The organism is Neobacillus sp. DZ-9, assembly GCF_059587065.1.
Window position 1 is genome coordinate 112,879 of sequence record NZ_JCAIOL010000002.1, and the last position, 17,149, is coordinate 130,027.

The following is a 17,149-nucleotide window of genomic DNA, read 5'->3' on the forward strand; positions in this document are numbered from 1 at the left end:
TATTAAATGTTGTAAAAAAAGCAACGCTAATATATAAAGAATTAGGGGGATTATGAAATGAAGAAGTTTTTGTTATTATTATCAGCTTTAATCATGGCTGTTGGTCTAGCAGCATGCTCAAGCAGCAACGAAGAAAAGACAGCGAAGAAGGACACAAAGGAAAATCAAGAAGCAGCTGCTCCTAAGGTTGATGTAAAAAAGGAATTAGTCAAATTCTATATGGATCTTGGAAAGCGTATTAACGCAAAAGATGCTGATCTAAATGCTTACGTTGCGAAGGCCTCAAAGGAGGATGCGAAACCAGAAGAATTGCCAACAGCTGAGGATAGAGCTGCTGCTAGTGCATCTGCTGCAGCGGTAGCCGCAGATCTAAATAGTCTTCAAATTCCTGCTGAGCTAAAGGATCAGAAAGCGGATCTTGATGCTGCTGTAAAAGACTATGCTGCCTCATACCAAGCAAAGGCTGATGAATTGAAGAAGGATAAGCCAGTATTTGACGCTGCTGATGCAACCTTTGCACAAGGTGAACAAAAGCTTGCTGCAGTATTTGAAAGTGCAAAATTACTTGCTCCAAGCTTAGGTAAACAAGTTAACTAAACAAACCCAAAAAGCAAGCCTAGTCTGTTAACTGGCTTGCTTTTTAATAGCCTCTAATTAATGGCAGTTGCGATTTCTTCCTTAAAAGTAACCTGCAATTCATCTATCAGGTCATTTACGGACAAATATGTTTCCGTATTTTCAAAAAACCACTCATCGTTACCTTCAATGAAAAAAGTAATCCCGTCAATTTCTTTTGTAAAACCTATATTTTCAGGAGTTTCCGCAGAGAAGGCAAGGCTATAGCCTTTAAGATGTTGCCCAAATCCAGCGTATCGTGGGAACATTCGAATACTAAAGGGCTTATTAAATTCAAACTCTTTAGTGAACCATGTGACAGCCTTTTCGTCAATCGAAATGAACATATTTTTACACCAACCTTTTCATGTGGTAAGAATCCATTTAAAAGAGGGAAGCATTTTCTTTTCCCTATATTGCAAGAATATACCTTTTTTAGTGTTCAGCCTGTGATAATATTCACGGACTTCTGCCATTAAGGATGAATTAAAAAATTGTTCACTTTATTGTCTCGAAGTGTTCACATTGTTGTTGTTTTTATCAACTTCTTCATGGTGTAAACGGTGATAAAATATGTACATCAAGAAGAGGAGAGGATAATATGGACCGAGAACTTGATTACCTGAATGAGAATATTAACGAAATCAAAACTTTAATTAATAAGTTTAATGAAACATTAGATAATATTGAAAAAAGACTTTCTAGATTAGAAAAAGTAGATAGTATCGAACACAGAGTGGCAGTGAACCAAATTGATCTATCTGATATTAAAGAATCGCTGCAGCGAATTGAGGAGACAAAGAGTAGTGAAATTCAAAATATTAACCGCAGACTTGATTCTCATTTAGTCAAAATAGCGAAAGCCGAAGAAGAAATTATTATGATTAATTCGAAATAAATGATTTCATAAAAAAAGATCAGGTTACGTACAACCTGATCTTTTTTTAATCCAGAATCGAAAGCGGTAACTAACTTTTAATAAGTGCTTTTAATCCATAATAAATAAGTGCAAAAGCAAAAATTAGAATGGCAAGAGCTCCAACGATATGAAAAAAAGGATAAAGGCCAGCTAAAAAACCGATTGTTGGCATTTTTATTAAGGCAAAGCCTGCTAAAATACACGCTAAAAATAACCCAGCTGCATGACTCATGTTCTTCACCCCCTTACGAGTAACATATGATTTTTCTGCGAATGATGATTGGACAAATGTACAATCAAAAGCAAAAAAAAAGACCACATTTTGGTCTTTTTTAAATAAAATTTATTTAGTATAAAACTTCCGACTTGGAAACGGCAATTTGCTGTAAAGTTGCTTCACCGTTATGTGCATTTTTCATCACTTCAATATATTTTATATGATGTTCTTCCATATCAAGGATTTTAAAGGTATAGGATTCATGAACCATGACGTCGCCTTCTTTTGCTTCGTAGTTTTCAGTTAAAATCCAGCCGCCAATTGTATCAACATCTTCATCGTCGATTTCTACGCCCAATAAATCATTCACTTCGCTGACTAGTACCTTTGAATCAATGATATAATGGTTTTCTTTTATTTTGCGGATCATCGGAATTTCATCCATATCAAATTCATCACGAATTTCGCCAACAATTTCTTCAAGAATATCTTCAACCGTTACAAGACCTGAGGTACCGCCATATTCATCCATTAATACCGCCATGTGCATCCGGTCTTTTTGCATTTTCACCAGCAAATCATGAATTGGAATTGTTTCTATTACTCTTATTATCGGACGAGTATAGCTTTCTAATGTCTGTTTTGATAAATTCTCATTTCCAATTAAATCTGTCACCATTTCCTTAATATTCACAAGCCCAATAATATGGTCCTTATCACCATCAATGATTGGATACCTTGTGAATTTTTCCTCTCGTGTTACCTCAAGAAAGGTCTCTAACGTATCATCCTTCGATAAAGAAACAATTTCCGTTCTAGGAACCATAATCTCTTTTGCAATTCGATTATCAAACTCAAAAATTTTATTTACATACTTAAACTCTGATTGGTTAATCTCACCACTTTTATAGCTTTCGGATAGGATAATTCGAAGCTCTTCCTCTGTATGAGCAATCTCGTTTTCGGAAACTGGCTTTAAGCCAAAAATACTGGATACAATACGCGCTGAACCATTTAGCACCCAAATAAACGGGTACATAATCTTATAAAAGATGATTAGCGGACGTGCTACCGTAAGGGTTATGAACTCAGCTTTCTGAATCGCCAGTGTTTTTGGAGCAAGCTCACCAACAACTACATGTAAAAATGTAATTGAAGCAAATGCAATCGCAATTGATAATATTTCCGTTGCTCCCTCGGGAATGTTTAATTTTAAGAAAACAGGACCAAGCAAATGCTCTATGGTCGATTCCCCAATCCAACCTAGGCCCAAGGCCGTAATGGTTATCCCAAGCTGACAGGCAGAAAGGTATTCATCCAGGTTCGAAATCACTTTTTTGGCTGAAACAGCCTTCGAATTTCCTTCTTCAATTAACTGATCAATTCTTGTACTTCTAATCTTAACAATAGCAAACTCTGAAGTTACAAAAAAGGCAGTCAATGCAATTAAAATGGCTATTAAAACCAAGTTAAATATGTCCAAATATTTTCCTTAGCTCGCTGTTAGACGAGTAAGGAGTCACCTCCCAGTATTATACAAAAATTAGCTCGTTACACTTACGAGCGATTTTTTTAAAGCAGATCTTAGCAGACTTACATTATTAATCAGCTTTTCCTTCTGCTGTTCATCCAGTTTTTCTAAAATTGGCAGCAGATCAAATAAATCACTATGAAGCTGCTTCATCTGCTGTGTTACCGCACAAACATGTTTATCCACTTCAGAAAGATGGATATTCCCAGCTTTTCGCATTTCTAGTTTTCTTCGAATCTCGTCTAAAGGAAAGTGCAAACTCTTGCATTCTTCGATAAACTTTAAATCATTTAATGCTTCATCTGTATAAATGCGGTAATTTGACTTAGAACGTTCTGCCCTTAGTAAGCCAATCGACGTATAATAGTCAATTGTTCGTTTCGACACATGCGCTATTTCTGCTATTTCGCCAATTCGATAGACAGCCCCATCATACCACCTCAACAATATATAAAATTAACAATAATTATAAAGAATTTAAACCGTACAGTCAAACGTTCTGGTTATCGTAGTCATTGTTATCTACATTTTATGGGAAAATCGTCATTCGTATGAATATTAAAATCAAAATATTTTAAAAATAGGAACATGAAAAGCGTCTCCTTATTCTGGAGACGCTTTCGCTTTTTTTACCTCTATGTAGAGAATATGGTGACCTTGAATTTCCTTGATTTGAAATACGAAACCTTCCTTTTCAAGCGTATCACCCTTATGCACGTCAAATTTTTGGGTTAAAAACCATCCTCCAATCGTGTCGACATCTTCTTCCTCGAGAGTAGTACCGAGAAGATCGTTTACCTCGCTAATAAGGACTTTCCCATCCAAAATATAATGATTATCGTCTTTTTTCTGAATTAGAGGCAGTTCGTCTATATCAAATTCATCGCGAATTTCACCGACAATTTCCTCCAAAATATCTTCAACTGTCACAATCCCAGCCGTTCCGCCATATTCATCGGATAACACGGCCATATGGGATCTGTTTTTTTGGAGTTTAACTAAAAGTTCCTGGATTGGAATTGTTTCAATTACATGAATGACAGGCTTTAAATAAGGCATAAGCGGTTCTTCTCCGTTACATTTTTGCTGAATGCAATCCGTTAATACTTCTTTTATATTAACAATCCCTAAGATATTGTCCTTGTCTCCTTCAATAAGGGGATAACGAGTGTATTTTTCCTCCTTTACGATTTCAAGAATCTCTTCCATGGTGGCAGTTTTGGAGAGTGAAATCACCTCTGTCCGGGGCACCATGATTTCTTTCGCAATCCGATCATCAAATTCAAAGATTCGATTCATGTATTTGTATTCAGATTGATTAATTTCCCCGCTTGCATAGCTTTGGGAAAGAATCATTCGCAATTCCTCTTCCGATAGGCTAATATCATGTTCGGAAGCAGGCAGGATTCCAAAAAGCCCAGTTACAAACCGAGCAGAGCGGTTAAGCGCCCAAATAAAAGGATACATGACCTTATAAAACAAGATGAGCGGACCGGCAAAAAGTAAAATGATTTCTTCCGCTTTTTGAATCGCAAACGTTTTTGGAGATAATTCACCAATGACAACATGGATAAAGGTAATGGCCATAAAAGAAATAATTACAGAGATAATGTGCTCTATAGCAGACGGTATTGGTATGAATTCAAAAACAGGTTGTAAAAGATTTCGTATGGTTGGTTCGCCAAGCCAGCCTAGAATTAAGGAAATAATAGTGATACCAACTTGTGTTGCGGATAAGTAACCATCTAAATTTGATATTACTTTCTTTGCTGCCTCCGCTTTGTTATTTCCTTCCGACACTAGTTGATCAATTCTTGTTGTCCGGACTTTTACAATTGCAAATTCAGATGCAACAAAAAAAGCGGTAAGTGTAATTAAAATAGCAATTATGAATATGTTCATTAAAATCATTTAATACCTTACCATTCGTAAGGTATGCCACCTCACTTAAAATACTCATTTTTTCATTATTATTTCAAAATTGGCCTTAAAAAGCAAAAAAGCCAGCTAAACAGAAAAACTGCTAATAAAAGCAGCTTTAAAGGTTCTTATTTAATGATCCCAGAACCATTCCATTCACGAGCTAGCATGCTATAAACAATTAGGTCATGGAAGTGACCATTTAAATGTTCGCCATCTCTAATTAAACCTTCCTTGGCAAATCCTAATCTTTCCGGTATCGCTCGGCTTTTCTTATTTTTCACACCACAGCGGATTTCTACTCGATTTAACCCCAATTGAAAAAAGGCATAGTTAAGTAATGCTTGAACAGCTCGGGTCATAACCCCATGACCTTCCGCATTTTTTGCAAGATAATAGCCAATGCTGGTCATGCTATTATGCCAATCTATTTGGTGTAAGCCAATCGAGCCGACTAGTTCTCCTTTATAAAGAATCCCGACATTAAATCCGGTACTTTCCGCGAATTGATTAAGCCAAACAGGAATAATCGTCTCGAATTGATAGGGAGAGGTCATGCTGTCCACCCAGGGCAGCCACTTCCGTAAATGATTACGATTGTTCTCAACTAGTTGAAAAAGCTTTGAGGCATGGTGCCTCTCGAACAATTGAAGCTCAATTTCATTATCAACTTTTAATGTAAACATTGAACTTTTCTCCTGCTTAAATTTTTTCCTATATCCTATGCAAGATAGAGGGAAGTCGGAAGAAATTTCCTAGATAAAAAAAATCCCGCCTTTTTATTAAGTGGGATTAGTTTCTATCATATATTAAATGTTCGGTTTCCAAATTTAATGCAATCGGTAAATGTATGGAGAAGGTGGTTTTATTCGGTGTAGAATTACAGGTTAATTTCCCCTTGTGTTTTTCAATAATTTCTTTACAAACGAATAGACCTAGACCAGTACCAAGTTTTTTCGTCGTAAAGAACGGTTCAAAAATTGTTTTTTGCAATTCAGTTGGAATTGCAGGACCATTATTTGAAATGGTAATAATAATGTGTTTGTTGTCTTCTAAAGTACTGTTAATTCCTATTGTTGGATGGGGATTCGCATGATGATTTAAAACATCAATTGCATTAAATATAATATTGATAAAAACCTGTCTAATTTCATCAGCATAACCGTGCAGCGTTATTTCCTCACACAACTCTTTGATTATTTTCACTTTGCCATCAAGTATGCTAGGGTAGAGAAAGTTCAAAACTTCGTCTATCAATTTATTTAGTTTAAAGTAATCCTTTTCCTTCCCAATCAATTCTTTCTTGGATAATAACAGAAACTGAGAGATTCTAAAATTTAACTGATCTAATTCACTTGAAATAATATCAAGATATCTCATATTCGGAAAATCAGCTTTAAGCAATTGGATAAATCCTTGAACAGATGTGAGCGGGTTTCTAAATTCATGAATAAAGCTGGATGTCATTTGCCCCAAAAGGGTTAGCCGATCCTGATGGGTTGAGTCGATGAACATAGTCTTTTCCTCTATGATTTTGTTTTTTGCTTCTGTATAATTGGAAACTGCATAGTATAAAAACTTGTCAAAACAGAAATTAATCCGATTGATCGATTCTTGCATTTCCCCCCATGATATCCCTGTTTTGCTTAAATAACTGTACATAATCGTTCTGCCAAGATTTACATTATAAACAAAATCCCCAATGTTAATATTGGCAATTACTCTTTCTTCCGATATTTCTTTTGCAATCTTTTCGATTACTAATAAAAGCTCCTCTTCGGTCAACTTATGCATATTTAAGATAACATGAAAAAGTGCTTTGGCATTTTCGCTTATTTTTTCTATATATGGGTCTTCTTTAGAAATAATATATGAATTCTCCCAATCAAGAAGCAATTGATCTTTATGTTTATCAAAGAAAGCAATTAAATCTGTTTGATCATTTTTAAACATATTGTCCCTCCCGAAACACATTACGCCTTACCATATAATTCGCTGATAATGACAAAAAACCCTCTTAAAAACATGTTAAAATTATTTTCTTAATATTTACATAGTCAATTTGTCACGAAAATCTCCTCTTGAAAATAGTTGGAATTTACCCTTGTATTCGATTTGAAATAGTAGTATATTCATAAAGAATTAATTGTATAGTTCCACAGGGGGAGCTGCAAATGGCGGCTGAGAGTGAACGGTTGAGTTCTGACCCTATGAACCTGTTAGTTAACACTAGCGTAGGGATGTGGTTTGCCAGATAGATTAGCAATGCAGACAATCCTTATGTCTTGCATTGCTTTTTTTTTGTTTACCAAAATGGAGGGAGAAATTAAAATGACTAAAAGAAGTAATACTTTATTTATTACCGAGGTTGCTGTTTTTACTGCACTCGCGTATTTATTGGATTATGTAGGAAATATTCTATCGTTTAAAATCTGGCCGCAAGGAGGCTCGGTTTCAATCGCAATGGTGCCGATTTTTCTAATGGCCTTCCGCTGGGGAGTTAAAGGCGGTCTTTTAACCGGATTTTTATTAGGATTATTACAGTTCATTCTTGGCTTTGCGCAAGTATTTACAATTATTCAAGGAATTATTGATTACTTTATAGCTTTTACAGTGGTAGGCTTTGCGGGCATTTTTGCACGTCAAATAAGCAAAATGCTTAATGAAGGGAAAAAAGGTAAATGGATTAGCTATGTATTATTTGGTGCTTTCATTGGAAGCTTGCTTCGTTATCTATGCCATTTCGTTTCAGGGTTCGTTTTCTTTGGAGAGTATGCTCCAAAGGGCCAGCCGGTTATGATTTATTCCCTGCTTTATAATGGGACATATATGCTTCCAAGTTTTGTAATCAGTGCCATCATTGTCATTCTTGTTATTGGAGCAATGCCAAAGAGAATGCTAGTACATGCAAAATAAGTTTTAACAAAAGAAAAGCCTTGCTGTTTATAATATTTAGTTCATTAAACTGTTATCAAAGAATTGATAGCAGTTTTTTTATGATAAAATTTGAATGATTCCAGGAACTTGTGTAAAATTACACCATAAGCAATTGAAGGAAGGGCTTAACATGACCAGAGATGAAATCATATTGAAAGTGTCTGAAAAGCTTCGCTTGATTCGGACTGAAGCAGGCTATACCCAGGATAGAATGGCTGAAATCATTGGTGTATCAAAGAAAACACTTGTTCAAATTGAAAAAGGAAGAGTCCTTGCTAACTGGTCAACAGTCGTTGCTATTTGTGCTCTTTTCCGGGAAACGGAAACAGTACAATTTTTATTTGGTAATGAGCCACTAGAGGTATTGGAAACGGTAGCTCGAGAAGGAATTGATTACCGCAAAACGAAAACATTGGGCGGCCGGATCTGGTGGAGAGCACTATCCAAGAAAAGCGGATTTATTCTCCAACAAAATATCCTCAGTAAACATTTTAGGATACTGGACGAAGGCAATTATCGGATTTTTAGCAGCTTTGATGAGAAGCTATCGAAACAGCGTTTTAAAGAGTTGACGAAAAGTGAATAATATCTAAACATAAGATAGGGTTCTCCTGTCTTTTTTTTTCTCTTCGAAATAGGAGGCAGCTATGAAAAATTTGAAAAAATGGCATGGAGTCCAAATCGTGGTATTAATCGGATTAGTAATTATTTTAGGCTTCTTTGGCGCAATTTATTTTTTTTCCAAGAATGCCAATATATCTGAACTTAAAAATGAACTACCCCAGCCAACGGTTTTTTATGATGTAAACGGGAAAATAGCGAGCAAGGTTTCGGCGAATAAAAATGAAGGGGTTCCAATTAAGGAAATCCCTGAATCAATGAAGAATGCCGTAATTGCCATCGAGGATCATCGATTTTATCAACATGGAGGTGTTGATTTAATTGGTACCTCAAGGGCGCTTTTCCGTGACCTGAAGGCAGGAGGGATGGTAGAAGGCGGCAGCACCATCACACAGCAATTGACGAAAAATACTATCCTAACATCCGAAAAAACGCTTAAAAGAAAAATGGAAGAGATCTTTTTAGCATTGGCGGTTGAGCGGGAATATTCGAAACAAGAAATTTTACAAATGTATTTAAACCAAATTTATTTTGGGAATGGGGCATATGGAATTAAGCAAGCGGCAGGAAAATATTTTGCCAAAGAGGTAAAGGCGCTTTCGATTAGTGAATCCGCTCTGCTTGCCGGTTTAATTAAGGCTCCGTCTGCCCTAAATCCATATGACCATATGCAAAAAGCAGTTAACAGGCGAAATCTTGTACTACTTCAAATGAAAAATCAAGGCTATATTACAAATGAACAATATGAAAAAGCCAAACAAGAAAAAGTGGTTTTAGATGATAAGGGCGGTGATCCGTTCCGCGGTAAATTCCCTTATTATGTCGATCAGGTATTAGACGAAGCAATTCATCAGTATGGGTTATCGCAAGATGATCTGCTTACTGGTGGCTATCAAATTTATACAGAGCTTGACCCCAATATGCAATCGGTAATGGAATCAGCCTATCAAAATAACAGTTTATTTCCAAGAGGAAAAGACCGTCTAGTTCAAAGCGGTGGGGTATTAGTAGACCCCAAAACAGGCGGAGTCAGAGCCCTTGCAGGAGGAAGGGGAGAACACACTTTTAGAGGCTACAACCGGGCGTCCCAATTAAAAGCACAGCCCGGTTCCTCATTTAAGCCATTAGCTGTCTATACCCCAGCGCTAGAAGAGGGTTGGAAAATCACGGATATGCTAATAGATGAACCGATGAAATTTAGAAATTATCAGCCTAGTAATTACGATCATCAATATATGGGAGAAGTCCCGATGTATGACGCGGTTAAGGAATCAAAAAATGTATCAGCGGTATGGCTTTTAAATGAAATCGGAATTGAAAAGGGGCTGGATTCAGTTAAACGATTCGGTATTTCCCTGGATAAAGCGGACCGGAATTTATCGGTTGCCCTTGGTGGCTTGCATAAAGGAGTCTCTCCCCTAAACATGGCAGAAGCTTTTTCTGTATTTCCGAATAATGGTGTCAAAGTGAAGGCGCATGTGATCAAAAAAATCAATGATGCAAATGGCAATGTGGTTGCTGAATGGAAACTCAAAAAGGAGAGAGTCACGACGAAAGCAGTGACGGATGATATGACAACAATGCTGCTCGGCGTTGTGGAAGAAGGTACAGGAAAAGCCGCCCAAATCCCTGGCCGCGAAACGGCAGGAAAAACAGGCTCCACCCAAGTACCGATCAAAGGAATTAATGGTCTGAAAGACCAGTGGTTTGTCGGTTATACACCACAGCTCGTGGGTGCTATCTGGGTCGGTTATGATAAAACAGATGTGGAACATTATATCACTCCCACCAGTAAAACAGGTTCTGCTGTTATATTTCGTGAAGTAATGTCGGCAGCATTAAAAAATAAACCAAAAATAAAATTTAATGTGACGCATATTTCCGCTTTGGAAGAAAAAAATCGATTTAATTTTCAAGAGGAATTTAATAATGAAATTCAAAAGTGGGAAGATAAATGGAACAAGCAAATAGACAAGTGGGAAAAGAAAGGAAAAAATAAGGGACATGGAAAAGGTGATTAAGGGCACGGAGCAATCCGTGTTTTTTTTTCCAATGTTTAATTATAAAATGAATTTAGAATGAACGAAAGTTAGTTTTGTTCGTCAAAAATAAAGAGAGAAAAAACAAGGAATATGGGGGAAGGAGAGGGTTAGTGCTAAATGGATGCATTAATAAAAAATGCTAAAAATGGGGATCATCTTGCGTTTGCCATGTTATTTAAAGAACATTATCCATTCCTTGTAAAATATTTAATGAAAATTACAATGAATCCCGATACAGCTGAAGAATTAGCTCAAGAGACAATGGCAAAATGTATTCAAAAGATTCACCTATATAATGGACAAAGCAAATTTTCTACATGGCTTGTTTCTATTGCGACAAATACATATATTGATCAGTGCCGAAAGAAAAAAAGAGAAAAGAACTGGCAGGGACAAGAGGAAATTTACCGAAAGCTGAAGTGGCATTTTGAAAGCAGAAATGAAGACTGGAACGACGCTCTGGAGGCACTCAGTAGACTGCCTGAGGACGTCCGTATTCCCATAATATTAAAGCATTATTATGGCTACTCCTACGAAGAAATAGGCGAATGGCTGAAAATATCTCCTGGAACGGTGAAATCAAGAGTTCATAATGGGATCAAATCAGTCAGAAAGGAGCTGAACCTAAGTGAAGAAACAGAAAGTCATCGTTTTGGACAGCGATCAACAAAATAATCAGGACATTTTAGCTGTTTCTGAGTTGCAAGAAGGTTTAAACAAAATGGAGCAATTCCCAGTCTATTCACCTGATCTACAATGGTTTAAACAAATGGTATTAGCGGAAAAACAGCGAATTAGGAAAAAACTCATTAGAGATTTGGCTTTATTTTTAATAGTAGCGATAATCATTTTGTGTGGGATTATGATTTCCTTATTTCAAATGCCTGCTGTTTTTATATTTCTACAGTTTGCCACGACCATTTTTATAGCATTTTATAGTGGGACACGTTTAATGGAGAAGGTGAATAGAGGATGAAGGGAGAGGATTCGTTTACCGTCATCATCTTAGTGGCTGCTATTTTGTTAGTACAAAGCATATATTTATTTTTAGATGCCCGTAAACATAATCATAATTATTGGCTTTGGGGTATTGTCGGCCTTATTCAAGCACCAATGCCTACATTATTTTATTTGATTTTTGTGAGAAAAATTTTTCGTAAAAAGAGAAGAAATGAGGGGAATCCAAATTATGATGATTGTTACGACTGATTACCTGCCAGGCAGGGAAATTAAAGAAGTGCTTGGTTTGGTCAAGGGAAGTACAGTCCAATCCAAGCACATTGGCAAGGACTTATTGGCTGGGCTAAAGACCATTGTAGGCGGAGAAATAAAGGAATATACCGATATGTTAAATGAAGCGAGACAAAAGGCGATTGAGAGGATGACAGAAGAAGCCAGGCAGTTAGGGGCAGATGCCATCATCGCCATGAGATTACAATCTAGTTCGGTCATGCAAGGGGCATCAGAATTAATCGCTTATGGAACAGCGGTAAAGGCAGAATAATTCTGAAAAATGGGAATTGACTTTCATAGCAACTGGTGATAATCTAACAAAGGAAGAAAAAATAGGAAATGGAGGGTTGCGCCATGATTAGAATTAGAAAAGTTAATTTTAAAACTAAATATTTAATTGCAACCTGTCCTGAAGAGAATTCTCTTTAATTCCTTTCTAACGTACATTTAAAAATTGACAAAACACAGGTTGCGTTCTTTATTGATGCGTAATGTGTGTTTTTTTGTCTCTTTTTTCCAGAGGCATACTGCACTTATACAGCGGTATGTCTCTTTTTTATTTTTACATGAACAGGGGGAGGAACATGTGATGTTACTAATTGTTGAGGTTAGACTTATTCATTTAGCTGAAGAGATAGAAGGCGGATAGTAAAACAAAAGGGGGAGGAACATCATGTTTTCGGTATTAAAAAAAATAAGCTGGTTTTTCAAAGAAAACTGGCAGAGATATGTTATTGCGGTAAGTTTATTAATTTTGGTAGGAATATTAGATGTGCTGCCGCCAAAATTGATTGGTATGGCGATTGATAATATTCATGTTGGGGAGATGAGTAAAAATAAAATCTTTCAATATTTAGGTGCTCTTTTATTGATCATGCTTTCATCCTACGGAATCACCTATGTATGGATGTACAAATTGTTTGGCGGCGCCTTCCTTGTTGAAAGAAAGCTTCGTTCACGGTTTGTGCAGCACCTATTAAAGATGACGCCATCTTTTTATGAAAAGAATCGAACAGGAGACTTAATGGCCCGAGCAACTAATGATTTAAAAGCAATTTCGATTACCGCTGGATTCGGTATTTTAACGCTGGTTGATTCCAGTGTTTGGATGCTGACCTTGTTGTTGACAATGGGATTATTTATTAGCTGGGAGCTAACGTTAGCAGCCATTATTCCCTTGCCGGTTATGGCAATCCTGATGCAGATTTATGGTAAGAGAATTCACACTCGCTTCATGGAGGCACAGGATGCTTTCGGTGAGTTAAATGACCGGGTTCTGGAATCAGTTGCGGGAGTAAGGGTCATTCGTGCCTATGTCCAAGAACAGGCTGATAGGAATAGGTTCCATCTATTAACAGAGGATGTTTATCAAAAAAACCTAAAAGTAGCGCGGATTGATTCTTTGTTTGATCCAACCATTAAGATCCTGGTTGGAATCAGTTATTTAATCGGGCTTGGCTATGGGGCCTATTTAGTTTTTCATCAAACGATTACTTTAGGCAATCTTGTTTCCTTCAATGTCTATTTAGGAATGTTGATATGGCCTATGTTTGCAATTGGCGAGTTAATCAACGTGATGCAACGGGGAAATGCTTCACTAGACCGCGTCAATGAAACATTGGCCTATCAGGAGGACGTTGAAAATCCAAGTAATCCGGTGGCAATAAATTCTGTTGAAAATATAAAATACAGGAGGGTAACATTTCGCTATCCATCCTCTAAAAATAACAATTTGGAAAATGTGAATGTCCAATTATTTCAAGGTCAAACACTGGGGATAGTCGGTAAAACTGGATGCGGAAAAACAACCTTTATCAAACAATTATTAAGGCAGTACCCGCTTGGAACCGGTGAACTATCCATTGCTGGAGTTCCGATTGAAGAGCAGATGCTGGATCAAGTACGAAATTGGATTGGCTATGTACCCCAGGACCATGTATTATTTTCAAGAAGTGTAAAGGAGAATATTCTCTTCGGCAGAAAGGATGCAAGCGATCAAGAATTAGAGAGTGCTATCGATCTTGCTGCATTTCGAAAGGATCTTGAGATGCTTCCGGAAGGGTTAAGTACAATGGTTGGTGAAAAAGGGGTAGCTCTTTCCGGAGGGCAAAAGCAGAGGATTTCGATTGCACGTGCACTTATTAAAAATCCGGAAATTCTCATTCTCGACGATTCATTATCAGCGGTTGATGCCAAAACCGAAAAAAGAATTATTGATAATATCCGCCATGTCAGAAATAACAAAACAACGATTATCACCACCCACCGAATGTCGGCTGTTCAGCATGCTGATCATATTATTGTCCTTAATGAAGGAAGAATTATTGAAGAAGGGACACATAAACAGCTCATTGCGGGTGACGGGTGGTATAAAGAACAATTTTTACGACAGCAAATTGAAGGAAACGTAGAAGAGGAGGTGTCAGCATGACCACAGGCAGACGATTATTTGGATATGCATTAGCTTATAAAAAGATTATTATAGCTGCATTAGTCATGCTCACCATCTCGGTAGTCACAGATCTAGCAGGTCCCTTAATTGCCAAAAAGGTGATTGATCAGCATATTTTAGGGATTGAGTCAAAATGGTATATTTCCAAGAAGGACGCAAATGCGGTAGAGTATAATGGTCAATTTTACAAAAGAGGAAAGTATTTTGTAGATGGTGAACAAAAAGGGCAGCAAATCAGGATTCTACAGGTAGGCTCAAAATTTATTTTCCTTGATAGAGAGCTAGAATTTGATGGAAAAAGAACGATTGCTGAAGGGTCCTTAATTATTAGAAAAGGGGATAAGAAAGCAGTTTATCCGGTAAAAATCTTAAAGGGAGGAGAACTCCTTAAATTTTATCAGCCGGAAATCCCGTCGATTATTCAATTATTGTTCATTTATTTTGGATTATTAGTGGTTTCGGCCATTTTTCAATTTGGTGAACGCTATCTGCTGAAAAAATCGGCAAACCGAATCATTCAAAAAATGCGTGAGGATATTTTTGGCCATATCCAACGACTTTCAATCCAATATTTCGATAATCTGCCCGCAGGAAAAGTAGTGGCAAGAATTACGAATGATACAGAAGCGATCCGGGAGCTTTACGTTACCGTGCTTGCTACCTTTTTTACGAGTGTAATTTATATAACAGGTATATATGTTGCCTTGTTTATTTTGAACGTGAAGTTAGCCGCGATTTGTTTATTATTGTTGCCAATCCTGTATATCTGGGTGTTGGTTTACCGAAAGTATGCATCCAAATATAATCGTGTTATTCGATCACGCAATAGTGACATCAATGCCATGATCAATGAATCCATTCAAGGAATGACGATTATTCAGGCGTTTAACAGGGAAGATGATACGAAAGAGGAGTTTGAAAAGCTTAATAATGATCATTTTACTTATCAAAACAAATTGTTAAGCTTAAATTCTTTAACGTCACATAACCTCGTTGGGATATTAAGAAACCTAATTTTTGTGGCTTTTATATGGTATTTTGGGGCCCAGTCGCTTCTGCCTGCAAACATCATTTCACTCGGAATGCTTTATGCTTTTGTGGATTATATCAATCGTCTCTTCCAGCCAGTTCAGGGTATTGTAAATCAATTAGCCAATTTGGAGCAGGCTCTGGTTGCGGGTGAGCGAGTTTTTAAACTAATGGATGAGTATGGTGAAAATGTCAGCACAGAACGGGTTTCAAGGTTTAAAGGAAATGTATCTTTTAATAATGTTTCTTTTGGGTATAAAGATGGTGAGTATGTCCTTAAGAATATCGATTTCCAGGCGAAGCAGGGTGAAACTGTCGCCCTGGTAGGCCATACTGGTTCAGGGAAAAGTTCAATCATGAATTTACTGTTCCGTTTTTATGACTGCCAGAAAGGGAAAATTACGATTGATGGAAAAGATGTAGAAAGTTTGCCGCGGCAGTCAATCCGAAATCATATGGGGATTGTCCTACAGGATCCTTATTTGTTTTCAGGGACAATTGCTTCGAATGTGAGCCTAAATGATCCTTCGATTACGAGAGAAAAGGTGGAAAAAGCCCTAAAGGATGTTGGTGCAGATAAGGTGTTTAGAAATTTAGAGAATGGTTATGATGAACCAGTGATAGAGAAGGGAAGCACCCTATCAAGCGGACAAAGGCAGCTTATTTCTTTTGCGCGGGCGCTGGCATTTAATCCGGCAATTCTTATTCTCGATGAAGCTACCTCCAGTATTGATACCGAAACGGAAACTGTTATTCAAGAAGCAATGGAAGTGTTAAAAAAAGGCAGAACAACTTTTATTATTGCTCACCGCTTGTCAACCATCCGAAATGCCGACCAAATTCTTGTTTTAGATCGAGGAACGATTGTGGAGAGAGGAACACATGACGAGTTAATGGCCGGTAAGGGCAAATATTTTCAGATGTATCAGCTGCAGCAAGGCGGCAGTGAACTGGCCGGTTAGGTAAAGGAGGCCCTTCTTTTCAGAGGGGTCTCATTTTTTTAATAGGTAAGCCCAACCCTTGAGCCGATAAATTTATTGCTGAAAAGCTGTTGAAATGCAAAGTCTCCTGTATCATAGATCGAAATAGAAGATGGATTTTCGGGAAGAATATCTTTTTCGTATCGATACTGCCCAAGTCTTTCTCCAATTGGTAAATAGGTGGGACATACAACAGTCCAATCTAGCCCAGAAGCCTTTAACAATAAATAAGCCTTTAAATGCTCCTCAGCATCACGGGTACTTTTTCTTTTCGACTCAGACGATTGGAAGCGATATAATTGCGGTGCAGATCGGGCCTGTAGGATTCCGGCTGTTCCAATCGTAATAATTCTTTTGATTCCTTCCCTTTTCATATTACTAATGATTAAAGGCATAGATTGAGAAAGTGTGCTGTTTCCATCAGTATTTAATGCACTTATTACAATGTCAGTTCCCTTCATTGTCTTCACAATATCCTCTTCATTTAATACGTTCCCAGCCCTGACTTTGAGTCCGTTGACATTAGCATTTAGTTTTTCAAAATCCCTCACCAGCACTTGAACAGAAAATTGATTGGATAACGCATTTTCTAAAATCACAGAGCCTACTCTCCCTGTTGCTCCGAAAAGGCAAATGTTCACAAAAAATTCACT

At 37.2% G+C, this 17,149-nt stretch carries 19 protein-coding genes and 1 riboswitch; of the genes, 11 read left to right on the forward strand and 8 right to left on the reverse strand.

Features of this window, described 5'->3' with window-relative positions; translation table 11 throughout:
• Nucleotides 1–57: 57 nt before the first annotated feature.
• On the forward strand, nucleotides 58–597 hold the full coding sequence (locus AC59HZ_RS04880; protein ID WP_496544754.1) for a hypothetical protein: 540 nt from the start codon (nucleotides 58–60) through the stop codon (nucleotides 595–597).
• Between the two features lie 53 nt (nucleotides 598–650).
• Here AC59HZ_RS04880 and AC59HZ_RS04885 read toward each other — a convergent pair whose 3' ends face one another.
• A complete protein-coding gene (locus AC59HZ_RS04885) occupies nucleotides 651–962 on the reverse strand; it encodes a HesB/YadR/YfhF family protein (protein WP_496544755.1) in 312 nt (103 codons plus the stop codon).
• Between the two features lie 254 nt (nucleotides 963–1,216).
• On the opposite strand from AC59HZ_RS04885, the gene AC59HZ_RS04890 reads away from it, so the two are divergent.
• On the forward strand, nucleotides 1,217–1,513 hold the full coding sequence (locus AC59HZ_RS04890) for a hypothetical protein (protein ID WP_496544756.1): 297 nt from the start codon (nucleotides 1,217–1,219) through the stop codon (nucleotides 1,511–1,513).
• Between the two features lie 70 nt (nucleotides 1,514–1,583).
• Here the strand turns inward: AC59HZ_RS04890 and AC59HZ_RS04895 are convergent, their stop codons facing one another.
• The 6 genes from AC59HZ_RS04895 to AC59HZ_RS04920 all read right to left on the reverse strand — a co-directional run bounded on the left by AC59HZ_RS04895 (nucleotide 1,584) and on the right by AC59HZ_RS04920 (nucleotide 7,155).
• The gene (locus AC59HZ_RS04895; protein ID WP_496544757.1) at nucleotides 1,584–1,766 is read right to left on the reverse strand and encodes a hypothetical protein; all 183 of its coding nucleotides are present in this window, start codon (nucleotides 1,764–1,766) and stop codon (nucleotides 1,584–1,586) included.
• A 115-nt stretch (nucleotides 1,767–1,881) separates the two neighbouring features.
• Nucleotides 1,882–3,234, reverse strand: a complete 1,353-nt coding sequence (locus AC59HZ_RS04900; protein ID WP_496544758.1) for a hemolysin family protein — start codon at nucleotides 3,232–3,234, stop codon at nucleotides 1,882–1,884.
• 60 nt (nucleotides 3,235–3,294) lie between these two features.
• On the reverse strand, nucleotides 3,295–3,729 hold the full coding sequence (locus AC59HZ_RS04905; RefSeq protein ID WP_496544759.1) for a MerR family transcriptional regulator: 435 nt from the start codon (nucleotides 3,727–3,729) through the stop codon (nucleotides 3,295–3,297).
• Nucleotides 3,730–3,885: 156 nt separating this feature from the next.
• Nucleotides 3,886–5,193 (reverse strand): hemolysin family protein, encoded by a 1,308-nt coding sequence (locus AC59HZ_RS04910; RefSeq protein ID WP_496544760.1) that lies wholly within the window; start codon nucleotides 5,191–5,193, stop codon nucleotides 3,886–3,888.
• Nucleotides 5,194–5,330: 137 nt separating this feature from the next.
• Nucleotides 5,331–5,888, reverse strand: a complete 558-nt coding sequence (locus tag AC59HZ_RS04915; RefSeq protein ID WP_496544761.1) for a GNAT family N-acetyltransferase — start codon at nucleotides 5,886–5,888, stop codon at nucleotides 5,331–5,333.
• A 106-nt stretch (nucleotides 5,889–5,994) separates the two neighbouring features.
• Nucleotides 5,995–7,155, reverse strand: coding sequence for a histidine kinase N-terminal domain-containing protein (locus AC59HZ_RS04920; RefSeq protein WP_496544762.1), 1,161 nt, complete (start codon nucleotides 7,153–7,155; stop codon nucleotides 5,995–5,997).
• A gap of 198 nt (nucleotides 7,156–7,353) precedes the next feature.
• Nucleotides 7,354–7,460: riboswitch (TPP riboswitch) on the forward strand.
• Nucleotides 7,461–7,533: 73 nt separating this feature from the next.
• Here AC59HZ_RS04920 and thiT point away from each other — a divergent pair.
• From thiT to AC59HZ_RS04965, 9 genes are all read left to right on the forward strand, one after another.
• Nucleotides 7,534–8,118: an energy-coupled thiamine transporter ThiT gene (gene thiT, locus AC59HZ_RS04925; protein ID WP_496544763.1), complete on the forward strand. Its 585-nt coding sequence runs from the start codon at nucleotides 7,534–7,536 to the stop codon at nucleotides 8,116–8,118.
• A 151-nt stretch (nucleotides 8,119–8,269) separates the two neighbouring features.
• On the forward strand, nucleotides 8,270–8,725 hold the full coding sequence (locus AC59HZ_RS04930; RefSeq protein WP_496544764.1) for a helix-turn-helix transcriptional regulator: 456 nt from the start codon (nucleotides 8,270–8,272) through the stop codon (nucleotides 8,723–8,725).
• Nucleotides 8,726–8,786: 61 nt separating this feature from the next.
• A complete protein-coding gene (locus AC59HZ_RS04935; protein ID WP_496544765.1) occupies nucleotides 8,787–10,781 on the forward strand; it encodes a transglycosylase domain-containing protein in 1,995 nt (664 codons plus the stop codon).
• A 138-nt stretch (nucleotides 10,782–10,919) separates the two neighbouring features.
• A complete protein-coding gene (sigY, locus tag AC59HZ_RS04940; RefSeq protein ID WP_496544766.1) occupies nucleotides 10,920–11,477 on the forward strand; it encodes an RNA polymerase sigma factor SigY in 558 nt (185 codons plus the stop codon).
• Nucleotides 11,431–11,778: a YxlC family protein gene (locus AC59HZ_RS04945; protein WP_496544767.1), complete on the forward strand. Its 348-nt coding sequence runs from the start codon at nucleotides 11,431–11,433 to the stop codon at nucleotides 11,776–11,778. Before sigY ends, AC59HZ_RS04945 begins: the two co-directional genes overlap by 47 nt.
• Nucleotides 11,775–12,011 (forward strand): sigma-Y antisigma factor component, encoded by a 237-nt coding sequence (locus AC59HZ_RS04950; protein ID WP_496544768.1) that lies wholly within the window; start codon nucleotides 11,775–11,777, stop codon nucleotides 12,009–12,011. The genes AC59HZ_RS04945 and AC59HZ_RS04950 overlap by 4 nt, the downstream gene beginning before the upstream one ends.
• Entirely contained in the window at nucleotides 11,992–12,306 is a 315-nt protein-coding gene (locus tag AC59HZ_RS04955; protein WP_496544769.1) for a YbjQ family protein, read from the forward strand. Before AC59HZ_RS04950 ends, AC59HZ_RS04955 begins: the two co-directional genes overlap by 20 nt.
• Before the next feature lie 402 nt (nucleotides 12,307–12,708).
• Entirely contained in the window at nucleotides 12,709–14,466 is a 1,758-nt protein-coding gene (locus tag AC59HZ_RS04960; protein WP_496544770.1) for an ABC transporter ATP-binding protein, read from the forward strand.
• Nucleotides 14,463–16,478, forward strand: a complete 2,016-nt coding sequence (locus tag AC59HZ_RS04965; protein WP_496544771.1) for an ABC transporter ATP-binding protein — start codon at nucleotides 14,463–14,465, stop codon at nucleotides 16,476–16,478. The genes AC59HZ_RS04960 and AC59HZ_RS04965 overlap by 4 nt, the downstream gene beginning before the upstream one ends.
• 38 nt (nucleotides 16,479–16,516) lie before the next feature.
• Here AC59HZ_RS04965 and AC59HZ_RS04970 read toward each other — a convergent pair whose 3' ends face one another.
• Complete coding sequence (locus tag AC59HZ_RS04970; RefSeq protein ID WP_496544772.1) at nucleotides 16,517–17,137, reverse strand: NAD(P)-dependent oxidoreductase; 621 nt, start codon at nucleotides 17,135–17,137, stop codon at nucleotides 16,517–16,519.
• Between the last annotated feature and the right edge of the window lie 12 nt (nucleotides 17,138–17,149).